This window comes from Streptomyces sp. NPDC006283 (genome assembly GCF_040613325.1).
Taxonomy (GTDB): domain Bacteria; phylum Actinomycetota; class Actinomycetes; order Streptomycetales; family Streptomycetaceae; genus Streptomyces.
This window is the reverse complement of the sequence record NZ_JBEXRZ010000120.1, coordinates 1-21,045: the sequence shown is the minus strand read 5'-3', so window position 1 is coordinate 21,045 and position 21,045 is coordinate 1. Positions and strand designations below refer to the sequence as shown.

The window sequence follows — 21,045 nt, the reverse complement described above, 5'->3', positions numbered from 1 at the left end:
CGGCGCCCCCCCCCCGCACGACACCCGCATGTGTAACCAACGGCACTGGCGGCCTAACCGGCCCTTCCCGGCTGCCCCCACGGCAGGACCGGCACGGTGGAACCGGCCGCAGGGACGGGCCCTGCTCGGCACGTGGGAGCAGGCCGCCTCGCCGGTGTCACCGCACGGGCCACGTTCCCAACTGTCGTCGCTCCTCGGAGCCGCCCTAGACTCGGAGGACCGGTTCGGTGTCACAGGGGCCGGGAGTGCGGGTTGATCCGGACCGGGGGCCGGGGGGAAGGCCGTCCCAGGAGGACTCGATGTTGCGGCACACCAACCTGGCCGGGGAACCGGCCGACTATCTCACCGCCCGCGAAGAGCTGCGGCTGGCCGAGATCGAGCTCATGCGCCACCGCGAGAAGGTCGCGGCCCAGCGACGGGCGCTCCCGCAGGGGCCACCCGTCGATGACTACGTCTTCCTCGAGGGCCCGGCCGACCTCGACGCCGGCGACACACCGGTCCGCGAGGTCACTCTGAGCGGGCTTTTCACCACGCCCGACCGCCCGCTTGTCGTCTACCACCTCATGTACGGCAAGCTGCAGACCGACCCGTGCCCGATGTGCACCATGTGGCTCGACGGCCTCAACGGCATCGCCCACCACATCACCCGCAGCGCCGACTTCGCCATCGTCGCGGCGGCCGACCTGCCCGCACTGCGACAGCACGCCCGCAGCCGCGGCTGGCACCGGCTACGCCTCCTGAGCTCCGGCGACAGCACGTTCAAGTACGACCTGGGCAGCGAGGACAAGGACGGCGAACAGGACTCCACCGTCTCCGTCTTCACCCGCGACGGCGACGGCACGGTTCGCCATTTCTACTCCACCCACCCACGCATGGCCGACGACATCGACGAGCGCGGCATCGACCTCCTGGCCCCGGTGTGGCACCTGCTCGACCTGACTCCACAGGGCCGCGGCGACTGGTACCCGAGCATCGACTACTGACCGACCACGGTGAGCGGCGCCCCCACGTTGTGGCCGGGGCCCTTCGCGTTCCCGTTACCCATCGGCTGCCGGATCGCCACCAGGTCACTGGCAGGGCTCGTGAGAGACAATTGATCGGTGCTCGTAAGGCGCGGGGCCCTGACACCACGGCGCGAGGCGCTGACGCACCGGACTGTGGCGCGCCGACGGCGTTCGGTTGTCGCCGCCGCCGTGATGTCGCTGGTGCTCGCTGCGTGCGGCGCTCCGGGCGCTACGTTCGCCGGCATCTCGACAGGCGACGTCACCTCTACCGGCGGCTTCGCGCGCTCGGTGCCCATCGGGAACGGCCGCAGCATCTTTCTGGAGTGCCGCGGCAGTGGTTCTCCCACCGTGGTGCTCGTGTCCGGCACAGGGGGCGCATCGGACGAATGGGCCCTCGCCGTGGATCCCACGGATCCGGCTGCCCGGCCGCGCCCCAGTGCCTCGGCGGTGCTCCCGACCGTCGCTTCGTTCACGCGGGTGTGCGCTCACGACCGTCCCGGAACCACTCGGAACGACGGCAGGCCGAGCCCATCGACCCGGGTGTCACAACCCACCACGGCGGAAGACGGTGCCAGGGACCTGCGAGCGGTCCTCGCCGCAGCGGGTGAACGCCGCCCCTATGTGATCGTCGGCGCCTCATGGGGCGCGATGATCGCACTTCTGCTCGCCCGCACCGACTCCCCCCAGGTCGCCGGTCTTGTCACCGTCGACGGCGCTTCGGAGTTCCTCAAGAAGGAGCTGTCACCTGCTCAGTGGTCCGGCTGGATGCACAAGATCGAGGCGATGGACGCGGCCGACGGGCGCGAGGTACCGGACTACGAGTCCAGCGTCCACGAGCTCCGGGCCGCTCCGGCGATGCCACGGCCGTTGCCGGCCGTCGTGCTCACCTCGGACAAGCCGTGGGACCTCCAGGTCGAAGGCACCGGATCGACGTGGCCGGCGTGGCTGGCCGCCCAGGACCGGCTCGCCGCCGAACTCTGCGCCCGGCACATCACCGACACTCGCAGCGGCCACGGAATCGGCGTCGAGCAGCCGCAGATGGTTTCGACGGCCATCCGCGAGGTCGTCGACGAGGCGCGCAACAAGCCGTGACCCCGCGCACTCTCGTTACGGACCGCCCACCCCGCAGAACGGGCGGTACTACCTCGGTCGAGGTCGGTTCATCCGCCGCCGGGCGTCCCTCACCTCGCGGTCGATGGCCCAGACGTCGGCGACCGGCCCGAGGTGGCCGAGCTTGTCGGGGTTGTTCACCCCGCGGACGGTCTGAATCTGCCCGTCGAGCACATCGAGGACCAGGGTGTGAAGGATCTTGCCGTCCCGGTCGCGGAAGATCGCTCCGGGCTGGCCGTTGACGTCCTGCGGCTCGAACGTCACGCCGACCCGGAACAGCCAGGGGAAGAACGCGCCCAGCAGCCGTGCCACGTTCTCCGCACCCATGACGGCCCTGGCCAGCTGCGGGGCCTTGCCTCCGCCGTCCCCTACCAGCTGCACGTCGGCGGCCAGCAGTTTCTGCAGCTCGCCCACATCGCCGTTCTTCAGCGCGTCGAAGAAGCGCGCCGCCAGCTCCTGCCGTTCCTGACGGTCGGCGGCGAACCGCGGCCGCCCCGCCTCCATGTGCCGGCGCGCCCGCACCAGCAGCTGACGGCATGCCGCCTCCGAACGCCCTACGGCCGCGGCGACTTCATCGAACCCGAAGGCGAACACCTCCCGCAGCAGGAAGACCGCCCGCTCCAGCGGGCTGAGCCGCTCCAGCAGCAGCAGCGCTGCCATCGACACCGAGTCGGCCAGCTCCAACGACCGCTCCGGATCCTGATAGGGATCGCTCAGCAGCGGCTCGGGAAACCACGGCCCGACGTACTGCTCCCGCCGCACCCGCGCGGAACGGAGCACATCGATCGAGATCCGTGTGACCGTGGCCGACAGAAAGGCCTTGGTCGACGTGGGCCGGGTCGCCGAGCCGTCAAAGCGCAGCCATGTCTCCTGCACCGCGTCCTCGGCCTCACTCACGCTGCCCAGAATCCGGTAGGCAATCGAAAACAACAGCGGCCGCAGCTCCTCGAAGTCCTCGACCTTGCTCACACCCACTCCCCTCCCATGAACTCCGTCCATCTGGCCGAACTGGCCGACACAGGCGGCTCGTTGTGATCAGCCGGGCGGCGCTCAGTGGAACTGCCCGGCTTCGTAGTCGCCGGCCGGCTGCTGGGCGATGACGTTCAACCGGTTCACCGTGTTCATGACGGAGATCAGAAGCACCAGGGCAGTGAGCTGCCCCTCGTCGTAGTGCTGGGCGGCATGCGCCCACACCTCGTCGGGGACCCCGCCGGCCCCATCCGCGATCCGAGTCCCCTGCTCCGCCAGCTCCAGCGCGGCACGCTCGGCCCCGGTGAACACCGTGGCCTCCCGCCACGCCGCGACCAAATTCATTCGCACCGAGGTCTCGCCTGCAGCGGCTGCCTCCTTGGTGTGCATGTCGATGCAGACGGCACAGCCGTTGATCTGGCTCACGCGCAGCGACACCAGCTCCTGCGTCGCGGCCGGCAGCGGCGATTCCTTGATCGCTCTGCCCACCGACATGATGTGCTTGAAGGCCTTGCCGGCGGTCGGGTCGGTGAAGTAGTTCAGTCGCGCGTCCATGGCGTGCTCCTCTGCGGTCGTCAGTGGCTACATCCCTGAGACGGGGCGGCCGGACTCCCTGTGACATGGACGGATGTGACCTGCGTCTCACCGCTGGAGCGGCGGGCACCGGCCGACGGCGCCCTCACGCGTCCGGCACCGTCAGCCAAGCCCGGATACCCGCCATCGCACCGGGCCCGTAGTCCGAGTCCACACCCCGGACCAGGTCGGCGATCGACACGGCCCGCAACGCCGCTCGCCAGGCCGCGTCCGCCTCGGCCATGGCACGGGCGATCGCACAGGGCACGACGCACGACTCCGCCGGAGTGGCCAGCGGACCCCTCTGGCGGATCTCCGTGCAGGTGAAGGCCTGGTCCGGACCGTCGACCGCTTCGACCACATCGAGCACGGTGATCGAGGCGGGGTCGCGGGTGAGCACATAGCCGCCCGCCTTGCCCTGCACGGAACGGACGAGCCCGGCACGGGAAAGCGCCTGCAGCTGCTTGGCCAGGTAGCTCGCCGAGACGTCGTGCAGCTCCGCCAGCCGGGTCGCGGGGACGGGACCCTCGGCCGACGTGAGGACGACACAGCAATGCAGGGCCCACTCGACTCCGCCGGACATCTTCACCCGATCACTCTAACCAGGCGCTCTTGACTCAGACAAAGAATGTCCGCGTATAGTCTCGGACAAGACGTGTCCGAGTTAGAAGCATGCGGCGCCCGCATCTGGACGTATGCCATATTGCGGACACACCTCCCGACGAAAGGGCATGTCATGAAGTTCGCGGTCATCGGCGGTACCGGGTTGATCGGGTCTCAGGTCGTCAAGAATCTGAACGCCGCAGGCCACGAGGCCGTACCGCACGCGCAGTCCACTGGCGTCGACGTGATCAGCGGCCAGGGGCTGGACCAGGCGGTGGCGGGGGCCGACGTCATCGTCAACCTGACGAACTCCCCGACATTCGACGAAGCCTCCCCTGCCTTCTTCCAGACCTCGATGAACAACCTTCTGGCCGCGGGCCAGAAGGGCGGCGTCCGGCACTTCGTCATCCTCTCGATCGTCGGCGTGGACCAGGTGCCTGAGCTGGACTACTACCGGGCCAAGGCGCTCCAGGAGGAGATCCTCACGGCCGGACCGATCCCCTACTCGATCGTCCGCGCCACGCAGTTCATGGAGTTCATCGACGCGGTCCTGTCCTGGACCGCCGACGGCGACACCGTCCGGCTGCCCGCCACACCGATCCAGCCCATCGCCGCCAAGGACGTGGCCGCCGCGGTGGCGGAGGCCGCCGCGGGCACCCCGCTGATGGGCGTTCGCAACATCGCCGGCCCCGAGGTCTTCTCCTTGGACGAGTTGGGCCGGCTCACCCTCGCGCACAACGCCGACGGCCGCACGGTTGTCACCGACCCCGCCGCCGGCATGTTCGCCGCCGTCAAGGGTGACGTCCTCACCGACAAGAACGCCCAGCTCGCCCCCACCCGGTACACCGACTGGCTCTCCTGAACCGTTCGCGCCTTGGTGAATTCGGAACTTCACGCTGCGGGTTGCCAGGTGAATCCGTCAGGGTCGGCGAAGGTCCCGGCGTCGCTGCCGATCGTGAGCCGATGCGATCCAGTGCCCTCCGGCGAGGTGCCGGCGACCTTGGCCAGCCCGCGGCGCCCGTACAGTGACAGCTTGATGGGGCTCGACGCAGACTCGAACTCGACGTACTTGCTGCCGAAGCTCTTCGCCACAGTGAGGCCACGGTCGATGTAGAACTGCTTGCTCGCGGCCATGTCCGTGACACCCAGCAGCAGAACGATCTCGTCGATCTGCCGGCTGTCCGGGCCGGTGTCCTTCTTGGACGAGCTTGCGATTTGCCAGATCGTCCCGTCCGGAGCCTGTACGACGCCGCCGTAGCCCCAGAAGGACTTCTTGGCGGGCTTCAAGGTCGTGGCGCCGACGTCGAGGGCAGCGCCGACGAGGCTGTTGACGATCGACGGCTGGGAGACCACAAGCGACACCGTGAATCCGCGGAAGCCTGATGTCGGCTCCTCGGAGGCCCGCAGGCGAACCTGCTTGTCCAGGCCGAAGGCGTCCTGGTAGAAGCGCTGGGCGGACGTGGGGTCGTCCACCTCGAGGGTGATGCAGTGGAGAGAGGTCATGACGTGCACGCTAGCTGTGGCTCGACGGCCGACGCTTCTCGAATCCTGATCGATGTTGTGGGCTGTTCGAGTGCGCAGGTCAGATGGCGACGGCTACCGCTCGTGCCCGAAGGTGTGCTGCCAGGAACTCCATCTCGACGAGCGTGCCGACGAGCCCAGTCTCGGCGAGTCGCGTTGCCTGAGCGCGTGCCTCGCCGAGAGACAACCCCCTTGCATCGCGCAGGGCCTTGAGCGCCGGAGTGAGAGTCGGCGCGTCGCCGGACAGGCAGAGCCGCGCCGACCCGTGCGCCTGCAGCAGGACTTGTCGGATGCTCTCGGGAGCCTCGGGGCCACTGCCTTGCTCGCACCAGCCGTTGGGGCAGTCTTCACATCGTCCTTCGGTGCCCCAGCAGAGCATGCCCCGGTCCAGACACAGGCCGACATCACAGACCGTGGTGCCTCCGCAGGCAGCGCACCGGCCTGTGACCTGCACTCCTTGCGTGATCACATGGCCCCTTGACGTCATGGTCCGATGCCGAGGCGATTCTCCCTGCGAGGCCGGCTCCATTAGACAGTTGCCGAAGGGTGCGGGTCGCGCCGCATCGCCCACAGCGCCGGCCCGTTCCCCGGCAGTCGAAACTCTTGCTGCACGGTGAAGCCGAAGTGCTCGTAGAAGGGCAGGTTGGACGGCTTGGAGGACTCCAGGTAGGCGGGCAGGCCCGCCGCGTCGGCCTTGGCCAGCCCGGAGCGAATCAGAGCAGCACCGTGTCCCTGGCCCTGGCCCGCCGGGTCGGCGCCGATCAACGCCAGGTACCAGTGCGGTTCCTGGGGTGCGTGCTCGGCGGCCGTTTCGACGGCGTCCCTCAACAACGGAGCTCGGTCGCCGAGGATGTTCTGAAGCTCCTCGATGGTCTCGGCATCGGGAACGGCCTTGGCCTGCGCCTCCGGCGGTACCCAGAAGGCGGCCGCCGCCTCAGTGCGCTCACACACGGCGTGGTGGACGTACTGCCGGGTGAAAATGGTGGAGAAGTAGCGGCTCAGCCCCACCTCACGCGAGACGTCATCGGGGAAGAACCAGCGCATCATCGGGTCGTCGTCGAAAGCGCGGGCCAGGGTGCGACTTATCAACCGGGCGTCGTCGATCGTTGCCGTTCTGGGGTTGTTCGTCATCGACATAGAGGTCATTCTGCACCGTCGTGATCTTCGACGTGACGTTGGGGTGTTATCCACTCATGTGCCAACTTGCGTGCGCACTGTTGCCGTTGGGGCAGCGCCAAAGCGCAAGGCCCTCACTGCAGGGGCGGTACATGCTGCCGGAGACGGAGCACGGCCATGTCTGGGGCGTGTGCCCCGAATCGGAAGGACTGTTCAAGGAGCCTCGCCGCGGAACGTACGAACTGTTCGCCTGGGTTCCGGATGGGCCCGAGGTACGCGTTGGGCCGGCAGCCGGGTACGGCTCGTGCCCGACGACGTGGGACTCGAGCCCTGGCTCCTGGAAGACGCGGAGAGTCGCGGGCACCATCCCACGCATCTGCCGGCCGGCCCCGAGCCCGCTCAGGACATGTCCGACAGGGCGGCCTCGAAGGCCCGGTACGCCGGCTCGTCGACGAGTACGAAGCGCACCTCGACGACCGGGTCGGCGGCTGTCTCGCGCACCGTGCGGACCGCGATGCGGGCGCCGTCGTCCATGGGCCAGCCGTAGATGCCCGTCGAGATCGCGGGGAACGCCACGGTGCGCGCCCCCAACTCGACGGCCACGCGCAGCGACTCGCGGTAGCAGGAGGCGAGGAGAGCCGAGCGGTCCTCCGATGTGGAGTGCACCGGGCCGACGGTGTGGATGACGTGGGTGGCGTCCAGGCGGCCGGCCGTCGTGGCGACGGCCTGCCCGGTGGCCAAGCCCTTCCCGTACCGGGAGGCGCGCAGCGCCCGGCACTCGGCGAGGATCTCGGGTCCACCCTTGCGGTGGATGGCGCCGTCGACGCCTCCGCCGCCCAGCAGTGAGGAGTTCGCCGCGTTGACGATCACGTCGACGCGCTGCTCGGTGATGTCGCCGCGGACGAGGCTGATGGCTGGTCCCGCATTCGTCATGGGCCCATCATCCATCGATGCGCCTCCCTTCACGTGCGGCGCGCGAGGCAGGCGGGTCGGCCGGCATCAGACGTCGTCTTCAAGCCTCTGGAAAGGGCAGCCCCCAGCGCGCGCACCTCTCCGCCCCCCGGCAGACCGGTGAGATGCCGCCGGCTCGTGACCGGTCGGCGGCATCCACGCTTCCCGCGACCACCGCTCGCGCGCCCTTCCCCGCGGCTTTGGGCGTCGCCGGCGGTGGTTCCGGAGCCGGCAGGCGGCCGCCACGCGCCAACTGGCGGTCAGTGGTTGATCGCGGCCTGCTCCTGGATCGAATGTGCGCAAAATCGATCCAGAAGGATCGTTTCGTTCCACACAAACCGGCTTTGATCTCGGGACGAGGTCGAATGCGCGGGGTTGGGGATCGGACAGGGTGGGCAGGTTTGAAGCGCCAAAGGACGGGAACGGCTCGGCGGCCGTCCCCGTGGTACCAGCGGATCGTCAACGTATGGGCCGTCACGGAAGGAGAATCATGCGCCAGGACCTGACATTCGCGAGCCCTTCCCCTCAACCGGGTTCGCAACGCCCCTGTCACTGCTGAGGGCATACCGGGGCACACGCCACGCACCCCTCTGACGTGCCGTCCACGCGCGTGACCGTACTCCGCCCGAGGCGAGTTGAGAAAGGCAAGAGGGCTGCATGCGAAGGGCACGCCGCTCGCCGTTTGTGGTCCGCACCCCGATGTGCGCCGGAAGGGAAGAAGGGTCCCATGACACTTCAGGCCATCGAACTCCCCGTACTGCGGATGCCGTACCCAGTGCGGGTGAATCCGTACCTGCCCGTCCTGCACGAGGAGACCGAGACGTGGGCGCGAGAGATGGGCATGCTGGGCAGCGACGAAGCCCCGTCGGCCCGCCGAGGGATCTGGACCCTGTCCCAGTTCCATACCATGGCCGTCGACCAGCTGACCGCCTGGGCTCTTCCTGATGCCTCGCTCGCCGGCCTCCGGCTCAATCACCGGTTCAACCTCTGGGCTCTGGCCTGGGACGACTACTTCGCCTCCGCCTTCAAACAGACGGGTGACCTCGTAGCCGCACAGGTCTTCACCGCCCGCCTCCATGCCTTCCTGCCCGCGGAGCCGGGCGCCCGGTTGCCCCAGCCCGTCAATGCCGTCGAAAGGGGGTTGGCGGACCTCCAGCAACGCCTCTTCCCCCCGAGACTGGCGCACTGGCGGCAGAGGCTCAACCAGGCCCTGGCGAGGTACGTCGACGCGGGAGTTCAGGAACTGGCAAACAGTCGCGCAGGCCGGGTCCCGGACGTCATCGAGTACTCCCAGTTCCGCCGCGAAAGCTTCGCCGCCTACACTGCCCCCTACTCCGTCGAACTCGCCACCGGCGCACGGATACCTGAGCAGATCCGGCACAGCCGGACCGTCCGTGCTTTGCTGGACGCCTTCATGGACTACATGGGCCTGGCGAACGACATCGCCTCCTATCAGCGGGAGGTCCATGAAGAACATGACGTCAACAATCTCGTCGTGGTCCTCGAGACGTCCCTGGGCATCACCGTCCAGGAAGCGATGCGCGCCGCCGCCGATCTGGTGACCGCCCGACTGCGCCATTTCGAACACCTCATACAGAGCGAACTGCCTTCGCTCGTCCAGCGAGCCGGGCTGAACCACGATGAGCGGACGGAGCTGGACGGGTGGGTCCGGGGAGCCTGCAGTTTCCTGTCCGGCCTCCATGCCTGGTACTCCGGAGCACCCCGCTACGCTGCCGCAAGCGACCCGTTACCGGAGCAACGGACTTCCACCGCCGCCGTGTCCGCCGGTGAGCGGTATCCCTCGGTGTCATGAGGCGCTCACAGGGCCGACGTACGTGTGAGGGGTCCCGTACTCCCGTACAGCAAGCCGGACGTGGGCACGGAGTGGCTCATCGTGGTCCCCGACTCAGCAGCCGGGCCTGACGGTACGAGCGCTCCGCCGGTGCCCGCCCAGCTCCGAGGAGCTGCCGACCCACGCGGTCCGGCAGCCTCCTCGGCTGTGGTGCTCGGCTCTGCTGCGGCCTGCGAGGCCTACCGAATCCGCAGGAAACGCCTCAGCCGCGCCCGCCACGAGGCGCGGGGCTCCGACTCGGGTTCGTGTCCGGCCCCGGGTCCGGTCATCAACCGGTGTTCGGACAAAGGCGTTCGGGGTGCCGTCGGCATGCCGCTGCTCGGCGAGGGCGGGGCCGGTAGCGGGGCCGGCTGATCGTGGGTCACCGGACCACGGGCAGCGAACTCCACGGGCAGCGCCGTCAGATGCCGGGCCCAGGTGGAAGATCGCCAGGTGAGCTCGGACTCGGGGATGGCCAGGCTGATGTCGGGAAGCCTGGTGAGCAGGATGTCGATGCCGGTGTCGGCGATGACACGGCCGATGTCCTGGCCGGGGCACTCATGGGCGCCGGCGCTGAAGGACAGGTGCGCGCGGTTGTGGTGCACGCGGGTCGAGGGATCCGGGCGGACCGCCTGATCGACGTTCCCGGCGGCCAGGCCCAGCAGGAGCATGTCCCCCGCCTTGATCTCCTGTCCTCCGAGGGAGGTGTCACCGGTGGCCCAGCGGCCTGGGCACACCATCAACGGCGGCTCGTCCCAAAGCACTTGCTCCACTGCTTCGGGCAAGGTCATCTGTCCGCCGGCCAACGACCCGCGGAACCGCGGATCGGTGACCACCATCCGCAGCACGTTGGACATGAGATTGGCCGTTGTCTCGTAGCCCGCGAGCAGGATCAGGCGCAGGTGGTGCTGCACCTCCTCGTCGCTGAGGCCCGCCGGGTGGGCCATCAGCACGGACGCGATGTCCTGCCCGGGCAGGGCGCGCTTGGCGGCAACGAGCTGCTCGAGGGTCTCCAGCACATAGGCGTTGCTGGCGAGCGACGTCTCGGTGCCCTTGAAGAGGTCCCGGGCGGCATGCACGAGCTTGGGACCGTACTCGTCCGGCATTCCGAGCAGGTGGGTGAGGACGAGCATGGGCAGGTGCTCGGTGAACCGACCGACCAGCTCCACCTTGCCGCTTGTGCAGAACCCATCGATCAGCTGGTGCGCGAAGCGGGTGATGTGGCGGCGGATCCCGCGTTGGTCGAACTGGTTGAGGGCCGCCGTGACAGCGCCGCGCAGCCGCTGGTGCTCTTCACCGTCCGCACATACGCAGTCGGGTCGCCAGCCGATCATCGGCACCAGCGGCGAGGTGGTGGGGTCGATCTCGCCGCTCTTCCAGCCGTGCCAGATGCGGGGGTCACGGGAGAACTGCGTGGAGCGGCCGGCCACATCACGGTTCTCGTGGTACCCCAGGACGAGCCAGGCCCGCACGTCCCCGTCGAGCAGGACGGGAGCCACCGGACCGTGAGCGGCACGCAACTTCTCGTACAGGCCCATGGGGTCGGTGACGGCATCGGCGCCATGGAGCCGGGCCACTCCGTCGGCTCCCGTGGCGGTGTGCGCCGGGCAGCCCGGGGGTGGGGTGAGCCCCGGTTCTGATGTGGTGCGGTCTGCTGGTGGGACGGTCATACGGACTCCTGAGCGGCGGCGAGGGTGCACAGGTAGCCCATCAGCGAGAGCAGGGCGTCGCGGCTGGACGACCGGTCGCGTGCGTCACAGGTGATGATGGGCACGGATTCGTTGAGGGCCAGAGCAGTGCGCAGGGCTGGTATCGGATGCTGCGGGGCTTCGGGGAAGGTGTTGACGGCCACGACGAAGGGGACGCGGCGGTCTTCCAGGCGGGTGATGATCTCGAAACAGACTTCGATCCTCCGGGTGTCGACGAGGACCACGGCGCCGAGGGCGCCTTCGAATATCCCGTTCCACAGGAACCAGAAGCGCTCCTGCCCCGGCGTCCCGAAGAGATAGAGGATCAGCTCCTCGTTGATGCTGATGCGACCGAAGTCCAGGGCCACGGTTGTGGTGCTCTTGCCTGCCGCGCCGGGATTGTGGTCGATCCCGACACCGGCCTGAGTCATGGTTTCTTCGGTCGTCAGGGGCGGGATTTCGCTCACCGCCCCGACCATGGTCGTCTTGCCGACCCCGAAGCCGCCGACAATCACGACCTTGACTCCCCTGGCGCCGTGCGGCAGCAGCGCGTCCGTGCCGCGGGGGCCGGCGGCGGTTGTGTCAGAGCTTGCGTAGTCCATGGATCACCGCCTCCAGAAGGCCAAGTTCGGGAACCGCTGCGACAGGAACAGGAGCAATGGCCTCAACTCGCTCGTCATCGACGAGCTTGGAGAGCAGCACCGTGAGGACGCTGAACGGCAGACTGAGATACGCGGATACCTCGGCCACCGACAGCGGGTACTGGCACATGGTGAGGATCGCCGCCTGCTCGGGCTGCATGGCGGGTTCCGGTGCGGACCTCGAGGCGATGAGGGTGACCAGGTTGAAGGTCTTGGCCGAGGAGCCCTGGCCACCGGAGATGACATAGAGCGGCACGGGATTGCCTTCGTCCCATGCGTCCTGGTTCTCTGACGTCACATCGCCTGCCCGACGTCCTCACGAGGCGGGCTGGTCATGTGCCGGCCGATCCGGACCACCAGCGTACGCATGCGGTCGCCCAGCAACCCTGCGTCCACTTGCTCATCGGCCAGCACGGCGAGATAGGCCCCGGGGCCGGCCGCCATCAGGGAGAAGTATCCGCCGTCGACCTCGATCCCGACCATGCGCGTCGAGCCGTCCCCGTGCGGGAACTTCTGCGCGATGGCCTTCGCCAGACTCTGCATGCCCGAGCAGGCAGCGGCGATCGCGTCAGCGGTGTCGGTCTCCGTGTTCGCTTGACCGATGCACAGGCCGTCCGATGACAGCACGACCACGTGTCGCACGTGCGGGACGCTGGCCGCGAGCTCCTTGAGCATCCAGTCCATGTTGGGCAGTGGCGGCACGGTTACTCACCCTCATCTGATGGCTCGCTGGTTGGGACGGCGGGGTCTGTACTCGGTTTCTTCTCGCCACTGAACGCCTCCCACATCAGGCCCGGCTGCCTGGGTGGGCCGGCTGTTCCGGGAGAGGCGGCCGGAGCAGCGGGCGGAAGGGGGGCCGTGCCGACGACCGGTGTCGGGACGGGCGACTCGCGTCGACGCTGCGGCAGTCCGTTGACGGTCTGCTTGACCGCGACGGGATCTGCTGCGGCATCCCGCGTCATCGTCGGCCTGGGCGTGATCGGTGCGACGCCCGTGTGCTTCGGCGCAGGCTGTTGGACTTTCGGGGCAGGCTGCTGAACTGTGGTGATCAGGCGCCGCGGAACGAGTACGACGGCCCGTACTCCTCCGTATGCGGAGGTGCGCAGGTCGACGTCGAGGCCGTTCTCGCGGGCCAGTCGGCTGACGACGGGCAGGCCGAGCTGCGTCGCCTCGCCCAGGTCGGCCAGATCGATGCCGGACGATGCCTGCTCCATGACGCGGTCGATGCGCTGCCGGACCTCTTCGGTGAGCCCGACCCCACGGTCCTCGATCTCGATCGCGATACCGGAAGGCACCTCGCTCGCGGTCACCTCGACCGGGGTGTGCGGCGGCGAAAAGGTCGTGGCGTTGTCGAGCAGTTCGGCAAGCAGATGGATCAGCGGCTCGGCTCCGTGGCCGATCACAGCCACCTCTGTCACCGACTGCAGCTTCACGCGGGGATAGTCCACGATGCGTGACATGGCCCCCCGCACGACGTCGTAGAGCGGGATCGCCTTCGACCACTGACGCCCGGGCCGGGCGTCACCCAGTACCGCAATGCTGGCCGCAAGGCGCCCGATCAGGGCATTGCGATGGTCGATGTCCTGCAGGCCGTGCGAGACCACGACATTCGTACCGTGGAGGATCTGCATGTCGCGCAGATCCTTGGCGAGTTGATGCACGATCGCCTGGACCCTGCGCGCGATCGCCACCAGTGCCCGCTGAGAGGAGTCCCGCGTGTGCTCCTCTGCCTCCACGGCTTCCATGAGCGTCCGAAGCACTGCCCGGAGCGCCTCGGCGAACTCGCTGTCGACATGTCCCCCGAACGTGACGGACTGCAGGATCTCCGAAGCGGGGTCACCCTTCTGCAGACGGGCGACAGCCGCGGGAAGGAGCTCTTCGGCGAGCCACACAGTGGTGGCCCGCTGATCGGCCAAGCGCCCGATCAGCGCGGCTTCGCGTTGCGCGGCGAACTGCCGTACGTCGTCACTCGCCCGCGCGTGGCGGGCCTCCTCCGCCGAGCGCGCCCGGCGCACCGTCCCGGCCGAGGTGATGGCGGTCAGGACGACCGCGACGAGGCCGCACCAGGCAACCGGCATGCGTATCTGCGCGGGGACGAGGATCAGCGCTATGCCGCAGGCCCCAGCCAGTACACCAGGGGGGATGAGCCACGCTGGAGCCACTGCACGTGGCAGGGCTCTAGCGGTTGAACCTGCACGAACCATCAAGGGGTCCCTCAACAGTCTGGAATGGGTGGACTGGAGGTGATGCGCCGACAAGAACGATCGGGACTTCGCTCGGCCGAGAACAAGTGTTTTAATGGGTGCCCCCGACGAGTCGGTTCGAGATCACATCGATCACATCACTGGTCACGCTTCCCCGCGGGCAGGCTCCGTCCGTGCGCAGCACGGCGTGCGGTTACTCGCTGTGAGGGCGGCGCAACACGCAGGGGAGAATAGTCACTTCCGGATCGCTATGTGTCCCTGGTTGAAACGGGAACCTCCGTTGGTCGACTTGGACCACATTTGATCGACCGGCGCCGTGGCACGCGCCTACAAATGCACGAGATCGACCACATCCAGCAGACTGCTGGTCATGGCCCCAACTCTCGGCGTCCGCCGCCTGCTTCTGCGAGTGTGGCCGGGGGCCGCGAGCCCGGGGACGGTCTTCGGTCTGGAGGAGATCCCGGCGTCCGACACGGACTCCGGAGGGGTCCTTAGGGCGGGTCCGGGCTGAATACAGCCCGACTGTCATCCGTCCGCCGGACGGCACACCCGATTCGCTGCTCGGAGTCGCGGAGGAGACCATCTCCTGCTGCGGCCCTGCGTGTGGATGCATGGGTTCGTGCTCGCTGTTGAAGCTGGAGGCGGACGGCGAAGACGTCAGAGCTCGTTCATGCCTTCACCCATTGGCACTACCTGAGCCGCTTGCGCCGTCGGCACTCGCCCGACCGGCCTTTGTCACCGCACACCGCGGCCAACATCCGCTACTGCCTCACGCAGACCGCTCACCTCCTGCAGAGGCTGCGGCACATCGGCACCTCCTTCACCGACTGTACGCAGAGGGACGCCGACGCCTACCTCGTCGACGGCTCCGTGATGCGGCACAAGGCCCGCGGCTTCGTCCTCTGGGCCGCCCGCCGCAGCCACATCCGCCGCCCACGCCGACTTCCCGCCCATGCCAAGCGACAAGCCGCGCCGCGCCGCATGTCGCTGACAGTTGGAATTGACGCTCCCTCAAGTTTCTCCCGTTCGCCGCTGTGGTCGGCGGTTGACGGTGATGGTGCTGGTCATGCAGACCAACGCACTGTTCTGGAGCCCGCTGGTGTTCGAGGAGATCGCCGATGTGGAGGTCGAGGCGGTTACGGCCGCGTACGGCACAATCGAAGGGGTGGCAAGAGGTCCCGCAGGCGGCGCTTCATGCCCGGGCTGCGGCCGCTTCTCGGACCGAGTCCACGACCGTTACCAGCGCAGGCTGAGGGACCTTCCTCTGGCTGATCAGGGCTTTGTGATCCGGCTGACGGTCAGGCGCTTCATCTGCGGGTCGACGGACTGCTCACGCCGGACCTTCGCCGAGCCGTTCTCCCGGCTGTCCTGCTGCAGTAGCGCCTCGCCGTGGTTATTCGGGGTGCGACTCCCAATACCTTTCCTCAGGCTGTTCCTCCCAGTGAAAGCGGGCAGCCACGTCCGGCCGCGCGACTTACAGAACAGGGAGAGGCGGCAGCGGCGTCATGCTTTGGCGCCGGCCATGCCACTGGTGACGACGATCGCGGCCACGTCGCCGGTCTCGGTCCGCCCCAACCAGACGACGCCGCCTGACTGTGCCGTGAACGTAACCAGATCGGCTTGTTGTGATTCGTCGCTGATCCGATCGCACCCGTCCGGCAACTGTCCGCTGTCACGCGGCTCCCAACGGCCATCCACGCATGTGCGAAATGGCGCGGACAACGTCGTCCACGCGCCGGCGTCGGCGAAGCAGCCAACATTATGGTCCGCGCCGAACCGGGGATGCTCGCCCGGCGGAAGCCGGTCGATGTCATCGCCGACACCCAGGCCCATCTCCCACCCGACCACAGCAGCGTCACTGATGCACAACCGGGTCGCCGCGCACTCGACGCCATCGAAGTGTTCACCGAAGAACTCGTACGGGCCCGCCGTCCACGCGATCTCCACTCGGTAGACGCCCGGGGGAATGCGCACCGCCAGCTCCCGCGGGGGCCTCGTCGGCAACCCACGCTCATATCTCCAGGTGTCGTCGTCGTCCCACGGCGCATCCACCACAAGGCGGCCGCTGGGTACACGGATGGTCGTTACCTTCTCGATGCTCGTCACAACGACAGGTGTTGTCGGATCGTCGTACACCGTCCCCAGGCGAGCACCGGGCGTGAAAGCCGTCTCCAAGTACCAGGTGGCCTCAGGCCCAGCTGCCAGCCGCGTGTCCCCGACCCACGTCATGTCTCACCCCTCCTCGCCGCCCGGCCGGGCGGTCAAACCAAAGCTACGGGGGCCCGCTGACATCGACACTTCGCGCACATCGTTCCGGACCGCACGGTCGAGCAATGCCCACAGCTACGCAAAGGCCACACGGCGCCGACCAGGTTGCGCCTGCGGACGGCGGCACGACTCCGAACCTCGTTCCGGAACGATCAGTAAGTCAGCGGCCTCTCAGCATGCACAGGGGCCATCTTCATCTGCCGTGTGCACCCAGGCCCAGTCCCTGTCGGCTGGCTTCCAGCGCGGCAGTGACACGCGCAGTCCCGGGAGCAGGGATACTGGTGGGGTGAGTGGAGAGATGTCGCTGCACCCGAGGTGGAGTCACCTGGCCGACCGGCTGCCACCGTCGTTGGATGACCTGCGCGGGCCGGCCGCTGGTGTCGTGCACCTGCCGCAGCATTTGGCCTGGTCCGGGCTGACCGACTTCGATCTCGGCGACGAGAAACTGGTGATCGGCCTGTACCGGATCGTGCTGAACAACGGGCTGCGCGAGGACCTCGTGGCCTACCTGAACGCCGATCTGCTGCGTGACCACTGGCCCCTCCTGCGCCGGGTGGTGGGCAAACCCCTGCGCAGTTGCTGGGAGCAGCGCTTTCCGCAGCTGGCTCCCGCGGCCGCCGCGTGAAGCTGCCCCCGCTGCACGAGCGTCTGCTGTCCGACGTGCTCCAGGCCGGAGCCCGATACGGTCTGGTGCTCGCGGGCGGGTACGCGGTCCAAGCGCATGAGCTGGTGTCGCGGATCAGTCAAGACCTGGACTTCGCCACGACCGACCCGGCCGGTCTCGACGTCATTACCGCGCACCTCGCTCGGGAACTGACCGCCCGGGGTTGGCAGATGAGGGTAGTTGAGGTGGCGCCCCGCATGTCCCGGCTCACCGCCACCGACCCAGTGACCGGTCAGGCGTGCGAACTCGATGTTCTCCTCGAGGTTTTCACCAGCCCACCGAAACAGACCGGCATCGGGCCGGTGCTTTCCCTCGACGACACGATCGGGCTCAAGACACGGGCAGTGCACGACCGGGGCTTCCCTCGCGACCTGATCGACGTCTTCAGCGCCCGCCATCTCTTCAGCACCGTCGAAATGGAACTCCTCGGCGCACAGCACGAAGACGATTTCGACCTCGAGGAACTGCACGCCCGCCTGGAAGCAGCCGAGTTCACGCATGACCGCGAGTTCATGGCGTACGGCATGGCACCAGACGACGTCGCCGAGCTCCGCCACTGGATCCAGGTCTGGGCAGACAGCCTCGGGACACGCCTCGCCGCCCGCTACCACGAAGAGACCGAGTAGCCAGCCGCAAGCGCAGAGCTGCACACCCGCTCGACGGAACGCTCCCCGGCCGTGGCAGGTTCCGCTAGTCGTCGTGCCGTGCACGGGAGCGCCACATGTGCGCCGAGCAGCCTGACCCGCCCGGCGCACACCCGAGTCCCCCGCTGGTCATGCCGGGGTCGCGCCGCGGTCATGCGATGTTACTTGGGTGCGTGTTCGACGCGCGGCCTTCCCACGCGTCGTGGTGCGCGTCCTGGGCTCATGCAGGAACCCGCCCGTCCCGGCCGCGGTCCTGCCAGGAATTCGGCCGGGGCGGTGCTCGACGGCTCGCTCTTCGGTCGAACGAGCAGTGATCGTTGGCGGGCTTCGTGCGGAGCAGGGCACGAATCTCCGGCACCAGGAGCTGGACATGACCGCGTAGTTTCGCGGTCAGCTTGTCGAGGTCCTCGCGCAGCGGCGGTGCTTCGCCGAGGTTGAGCAGCCGGCGGGCGGTATCGCGCATCGTCTCGAGGTCGACCGGTCTTGGATCTTCGCTCTCCCTCGCAGCAGAAGGCTGGGGCCTTGTACGTTGCTGCATGTCGACGCTCCTCGTAAGCGTTGGCCACGCCCCGGGGCCGTTCGCGAGGTTGCCGGGGTCGGTCCCCAACTGTCGGTCGCTGCAGCGGTACTTGCTTCCTACCGGCGGGATACCCACGATGTGTAGGTTCGTTTGACAGGCCGTGAGACACACGCTCCCGAGCAGGTACGACGGGGTCACGACGACCGACTACGAACCGCCCACTGCGCCACCGCGCCACTTGTTCGACTCCGCGGAGATGCGGGCCGCGATCAGCGGCCACCACTTCGGGACGGTGTTCCGCCTTGCCCGCCAGGCAGGTATCAGCTGCTCGAAGATCGCCGCCGAGTGCGACATCAAGCCGGAGCGCGTCGGCACGCTGGCCCGTGGCCGCGGCCGAGTCACGCGCTTCGACAAGATCGTCCGAATCTCTGATGCGCTCCGCATCCCCGGGCACATACTCGGTCTCGCCGACCGGCCCTGCGAAGTCAGTGGCCCGCCCGCCACACCTGCACGCATGACCACCACGCAGAAAGACGGATCACACGTGCGGCGCAGACACTTCCTTCAAACAGCATCCGGTGCCGGCCTCGCCGTCGGCATGTCTGACCTGACCAGACCGGTCGCCGGGCAGCGGATCGGGGAGGATTTCCCCGCAGCGTTGCGGCAGCGCACGGCCCGGCTCCGGCGACTGGATGACGTCCTCGGCGACGGCGACACCTACCGCGTGTACGTGGGCGAGTACCAGGCCACAAAGGCATTGCTCCGGGACTCCTCGTACTCGCAGGCCACCGGCCGCGATCTGCTGTCGGTACTCGCGGAACAGGCGTGCAAGCCGGGTGGGCCGGGTTCGAAGGCGGCCGGGAAGCCGACGCGGTCAGCCTCTACAAGCCACGCTGCGGCCACACAGGCAGATGACCGGACATCGCCGGGAACGCTCTCGCATTCCTCGCCTACCAGACGACTAGGGCCCATTGCGAAAGTGGGTCAGGAGTCGTGGTCGGCTCGGGCGGCCGTCTGGTCCGACCAGCCTCGCGACAGGGTGAGGCGGCCGGATCGGAACGCGTCGCGCTGTTCGGTCACCCATTGCTCAACCTGATCTACGGATTCCGCGACGGGCCGGTCCGTGGTGTTGAGCACATGGGTGGACCACCGCCGGTCGTCAGCAGTCCACCCGGTCCAGCGGTGCCAGGCCATCTCGGGCCAGCTGTCGTCGATGATGACGTCGGGTCGGGATCGGGGATCCTCGGCGTGCTTGCGGTGCCAGGCGGCCCAGCCGAGGAAGGCGTCAATCGCCTGAGCGTCCCATCGGCCCGAGTCGCGCATGGTGAGCCTGTCGCGCCGTAGTTCGTCGGACACGTCGACCAGACACACCGCGATTCCGTCCAGCAAGGGGGCGGAGGGGCTGGCCAGGACCTCTCCCAGCGGGGACTGCCCGGTCAGCAGGAGGTCGACTCCATGGGCCTGGTACTCCAGCGCACGACGCACCCACATCTCGGTCATGCGGTTACGCCACCAGCGATCGGCACCTTCCGGTACGCCGAGCTCGTCGAAGTCGTGCACGGCGAGCCGCCCCAGCCGCTCGCCTACGGAGTAAGCGAGCGTGGTCTTGCCCGAACAGCTGGAACCGGTCAGTTTGAGCAGCATCTCACCAGGGTGGCAGGTCATCGGTGGTGTCCTCGAAAGGTTTTTCCCGGGACTTTCTGCCGCCCGCTCCGCTTGTCACAGCCACTCGTTGATGGCAGCGACCAGTACGGTCGCTTCGTAGCGGACGGCCAGCTTGTCGTATCTCGTCGACACCGCACGGTGCCTCTTCAGCCGGTTGATCCCGCACTCCACCGCGTGTCGCTTGCGATAGTCGACCTTGTCGAACGTTGGCGGTCGGCCGCCACGGGAGCCGAGCTTCTTGCGGTTGCGGACCTGGTCGACTTTCTCCGGGATCGTGCAGCTGATGCCACGTCTGCGCAGGTAAGCGCGGTTCGCTCTGGAGCCGTAAGCCTTATCGGCCCGCACCTTGTCCGGCCGGGTGCGCGGCCGGGCCCAGACCCAGCCGGGGAACCCGGATGGCATCCAGCACCGGCTGGAACTGCGGGCTGTCATGCCGGTGCCCGGCGGTGACGATGAGCGAGAGCGGCTTCTGCCCCTGCTCGACCGCCAAGTGCAACTTGGTGGTCAGTCCGCCGCGTGAACGCCCGAGGCCGTGGTCGTCGGGCTCGGTGACGACGCCGCCGGGAGGCTCCTTTTGCTCTGCCCCTTTTTACGCGCCCCCGCGGCGTGCTGGTGCGCCCGGGCGATGGTGGAGTCCACGCTGACGTCCCAGGTAATGAGTCCCCTCGCGTCGGCCTTGGCCTGGAGCTGCTCGAACATCCGCTTCCAGGTGCCGTTGCGCTGCCGGCGGCGGAACAGATCGTAGGCCCGGTCCCACGGCCCGCCCGTACCGTTCCGGGACGTCCCGCCACGGCGCACCGGTCCCGGTGCGCCGGGCGTATGCCGTCGATCAACTGCCGACGTGTCCACGTCGGCGGCCGCCCCGGCTTCTTGCCCAGCGCCAGCAACGGCTCCAACCGAGCCCACTGGCAATTCGTCAGATCTCCGCGCCCCACGGCGCTTGATCATCACGACCTTGATCAACTTTCGCAACAGACCCTAGCTTGGCGTTTAACGTCCGGCGTCGAATGGTCCGTCGAACTTGATCACTCGGTTCGGGATCCGGCGTACGCGGAGGCGGCCTTCGTCTGAAC

The 21,045-nt window shown here is 68.1% G+C and carries 20 protein-coding genes and 3 pseudogenes; 8 read left to right on the top strand and 15 right to left on the bottom strand.

The window, feature by feature from the left end; all coding sequences use genetic code 11:
- Positions 1-299 precede the first annotated feature (299 nt).
- Complete coding sequence (locus ABZ070_RS23205) at positions 300-983, top strand: DUF899 family protein (protein WP_356636803.1); 684 nt, start codon at positions 300-302, stop codon at positions 981-983.
- Between the two features lie 213 nt (positions 984-1,196).
- Positions 1,197-2,096, top strand: a complete 900-nt coding sequence (locus ABZ070_RS23200) for an alpha/beta hydrolase (protein ID WP_356636806.1) — start codon at positions 1,197-1,199, stop codon at positions 2,094-2,096.
- 48 nt (positions 2,097-2,144) lie between these two features.
- Here ABZ070_RS23200 and ABZ070_RS23195 read toward each other — a convergent pair whose 3' ends face one another.
- The 3 genes from ABZ070_RS23195 to ABZ070_RS23185 form a co-directional block, all read right to left on the bottom strand.
- On the bottom strand, positions 2,145-3,083 hold the full coding sequence (locus tag ABZ070_RS23195; RefSeq protein ID WP_356636801.1) for an RNA polymerase sigma-70 factor: 939 nt from the start codon (positions 3,081-3,083) through the stop codon (positions 2,145-2,147).
- 81 nt (positions 3,084-3,164) lie between these two features.
- Positions 3,165-3,638 (bottom strand): carboxymuconolactone decarboxylase family protein, encoded by a 474-nt coding sequence (locus ABZ070_RS23190; RefSeq protein WP_356636799.1) that lies wholly within the window; start codon positions 3,636-3,638, stop codon positions 3,165-3,167.
- A 124-nt stretch (positions 3,639-3,762) separates the two neighbouring features.
- Positions 3,763-4,239 (bottom strand): Rrf2 family transcriptional regulator, encoded by a 477-nt coding sequence (locus ABZ070_RS23185; protein WP_356636805.1) that lies wholly within the window; start codon positions 4,237-4,239, stop codon positions 3,763-3,765.
- 153 nt (positions 4,240-4,392) lie between these two features.
- On the opposite strand from ABZ070_RS23185, the gene ABZ070_RS23180 reads away from it, so the two are divergent.
- Positions 4,393-5,121, top strand: coding sequence for an NAD(P)H-binding protein (locus ABZ070_RS23180; RefSeq protein ID WP_356636797.1), 729 nt, complete (start codon positions 4,393-4,395; stop codon positions 5,119-5,121).
- 29 nt (positions 5,122-5,150) lie between these two features.
- Here ABZ070_RS23180 and ABZ070_RS23175 read toward each other — a convergent pair whose 3' ends face one another.
- Positions 5,151-5,762, bottom strand: a complete 612-nt coding sequence (locus ABZ070_RS23175; protein WP_356636795.1) for a glyoxalase — start codon at positions 5,760-5,762, stop codon at positions 5,151-5,153.
- A gap of 546 nt (positions 5,763-6,308) precedes the next feature.
- On the bottom strand, positions 6,309-6,926 hold the full coding sequence (locus tag ABZ070_RS23170; RefSeq protein WP_356636793.1) for a GNAT family N-acetyltransferase: 618 nt from the start codon (positions 6,924-6,926) through the stop codon (positions 6,309-6,311).
- Positions 6,927-7,048: 122 nt separating this feature from the next.
- On the opposite strand from ABZ070_RS23170, the pseudogene ABZ070_RS23165 reads away from it, so the two are divergent.
- A pseudogene (locus ABZ070_RS23165) lies at positions 7,049-7,257 on the top strand (hypothetical protein); the annotation flags it as partial.
- A gap of 38 nt (positions 7,258-7,295) precedes the next feature.
- On the opposite strand, the gene ABZ070_RS23160 reads toward ABZ070_RS23165, so the two are convergent.
- Positions 7,296-7,829 carry an O-acetyl-ADP-ribose deacetylase gene (locus tag ABZ070_RS23160; protein ID WP_356636791.1) on the bottom strand — a complete coding sequence of 178 codons (534 nt, stop codon included), beginning with the start codon at positions 7,827-7,829 and terminating at the stop codon, positions 7,296-7,298.
- Positions 7,830-8,574: 745 nt separating this feature from the next.
- Here ABZ070_RS23160 and ABZ070_RS23155 point away from each other — a divergent pair.
- Complete coding sequence (locus ABZ070_RS23155) at positions 8,575-9,660, top strand: hypothetical protein (RefSeq protein WP_356636789.1); 1,086 nt, start codon at positions 8,575-8,577, stop codon at positions 9,658-9,660.
- Positions 9,661-9,878: 218 nt separating this feature from the next.
- On the opposite strand, the gene ABZ070_RS23150 is transcribed toward ABZ070_RS23155, so the two are convergent.
- From ABZ070_RS23150 to ABZ070_RS23130, 5 genes are read right to left on the bottom strand one after another with little or no spacing between them, the layout of a single operon-like run.
- Positions 9,879-11,348 carry a cytochrome P450 gene (locus ABZ070_RS23150; protein ID WP_356636787.1) on the bottom strand — a complete coding sequence of 490 codons (1,470 nt, stop codon included), beginning with the start codon at positions 11,346-11,348 and terminating at the stop codon, positions 9,879-9,881.
- Positions 11,345-11,968: an ATP/GTP-binding protein gene (locus ABZ070_RS23145; RefSeq protein WP_356636785.1), complete on the bottom strand. Its 624-nt coding sequence runs from the start codon at positions 11,966-11,968 to the stop codon at positions 11,345-11,347. The genes ABZ070_RS23150 and ABZ070_RS23145 overlap by 4 nt, the downstream gene beginning before the upstream one ends.
- Positions 11,949-12,305 (bottom strand): DUF742 domain-containing protein, encoded by a 357-nt coding sequence (locus ABZ070_RS23140; RefSeq protein WP_356636783.1) that lies wholly within the window; start codon positions 12,303-12,305, stop codon positions 11,949-11,951. The genes ABZ070_RS23145 and ABZ070_RS23140 overlap by 20 nt, the downstream gene beginning before the upstream one ends.
- Complete coding sequence (locus ABZ070_RS23135; protein ID WP_356636781.1) at positions 12,302-12,691, bottom strand: roadblock/LC7 domain-containing protein; 390 nt, start codon at positions 12,689-12,691, stop codon at positions 12,302-12,304. Before ABZ070_RS23135 ends, ABZ070_RS23140 begins: the two co-directional genes overlap by 4 nt.
- 20 nt (positions 12,692-12,711) lie before the next feature.
- On the bottom strand, positions 12,712-14,211 hold the full coding sequence (locus ABZ070_RS23130) for an ATP-binding protein (RefSeq protein WP_356636779.1): 1,500 nt from the start codon (positions 14,209-14,211) through the stop codon (positions 12,712-12,714).
- Positions 14,212-15,265: 1,054 nt separating this feature from the next.
- Between ABZ070_RS23130 and ABZ070_RS23125 the strand changes: the two are divergent.
- Positions 15,266-15,514 (top strand): annotated as a pseudogene (locus ABZ070_RS23125) (transposase family protein); the annotation flags it as partial.
- A gap of 200 nt (positions 15,515-15,714) precedes the next feature.
- Here ABZ070_RS23125 and ABZ070_RS23120 read toward each other — a convergent pair.
- Positions 15,715-16,440 (bottom strand): DUF4241 domain-containing protein, encoded by a 726-nt coding sequence (locus tag ABZ070_RS23120; protein WP_356636778.1) that lies wholly within the window; start codon positions 16,438-16,440, stop codon positions 15,715-15,717.
- Between the two features lie 325 nt (positions 16,441-16,765).
- On the opposite strand from ABZ070_RS23120, the gene ABZ070_RS23115 reads away from it, so the two are divergent.
- Positions 16,766-17,104: a hypothetical protein gene (locus ABZ070_RS23115; protein WP_356636776.1), complete on the top strand. Its 339-nt coding sequence runs from the start codon at positions 16,766-16,768 to the stop codon at positions 17,102-17,104.
- Positions 17,101-17,769: a nucleotidyl transferase AbiEii/AbiGii toxin family protein gene (locus tag ABZ070_RS23110; RefSeq protein ID WP_356636774.1), complete on the top strand. Its 669-nt coding sequence runs from the start codon at positions 17,101-17,103 to the stop codon at positions 17,767-17,769. Before ABZ070_RS23115 ends, ABZ070_RS23110 begins: the two co-directional genes overlap by 4 nt.
- Positions 17,770-18,007: 238 nt before the next feature.
- Here ABZ070_RS23110 and ABZ070_RS23105 read toward each other — a convergent pair whose 3' ends face one another.
- The 3 genes and pseudogenes from ABZ070_RS23105 to ABZ070_RS23095 form a co-directional block, all read right to left on the bottom strand.
- Positions 18,008-18,325: a DUF6415 family natural product biosynthesis protein gene (locus ABZ070_RS23105; protein ID WP_356636772.1), complete on the bottom strand. Its 318-nt coding sequence runs from the start codon at positions 18,323-18,325 to the stop codon at positions 18,008-18,010.
- 966 nt (positions 18,326-19,291) lie between these two features.
- Positions 19,292-19,972, bottom strand: coding sequence for a hypothetical protein (locus ABZ070_RS23100; protein WP_356636770.1), 681 nt, complete (start codon positions 19,970-19,972; stop codon positions 19,292-19,294).
- Between the two features lie 54 nt (positions 19,973-20,026).
- A pseudogene (locus ABZ070_RS23095) lies at positions 20,027-20,907 on the bottom strand (IS5 family transposase).
- Between the last annotated feature and the right edge of the window lie 138 nt (positions 20,908-21,045).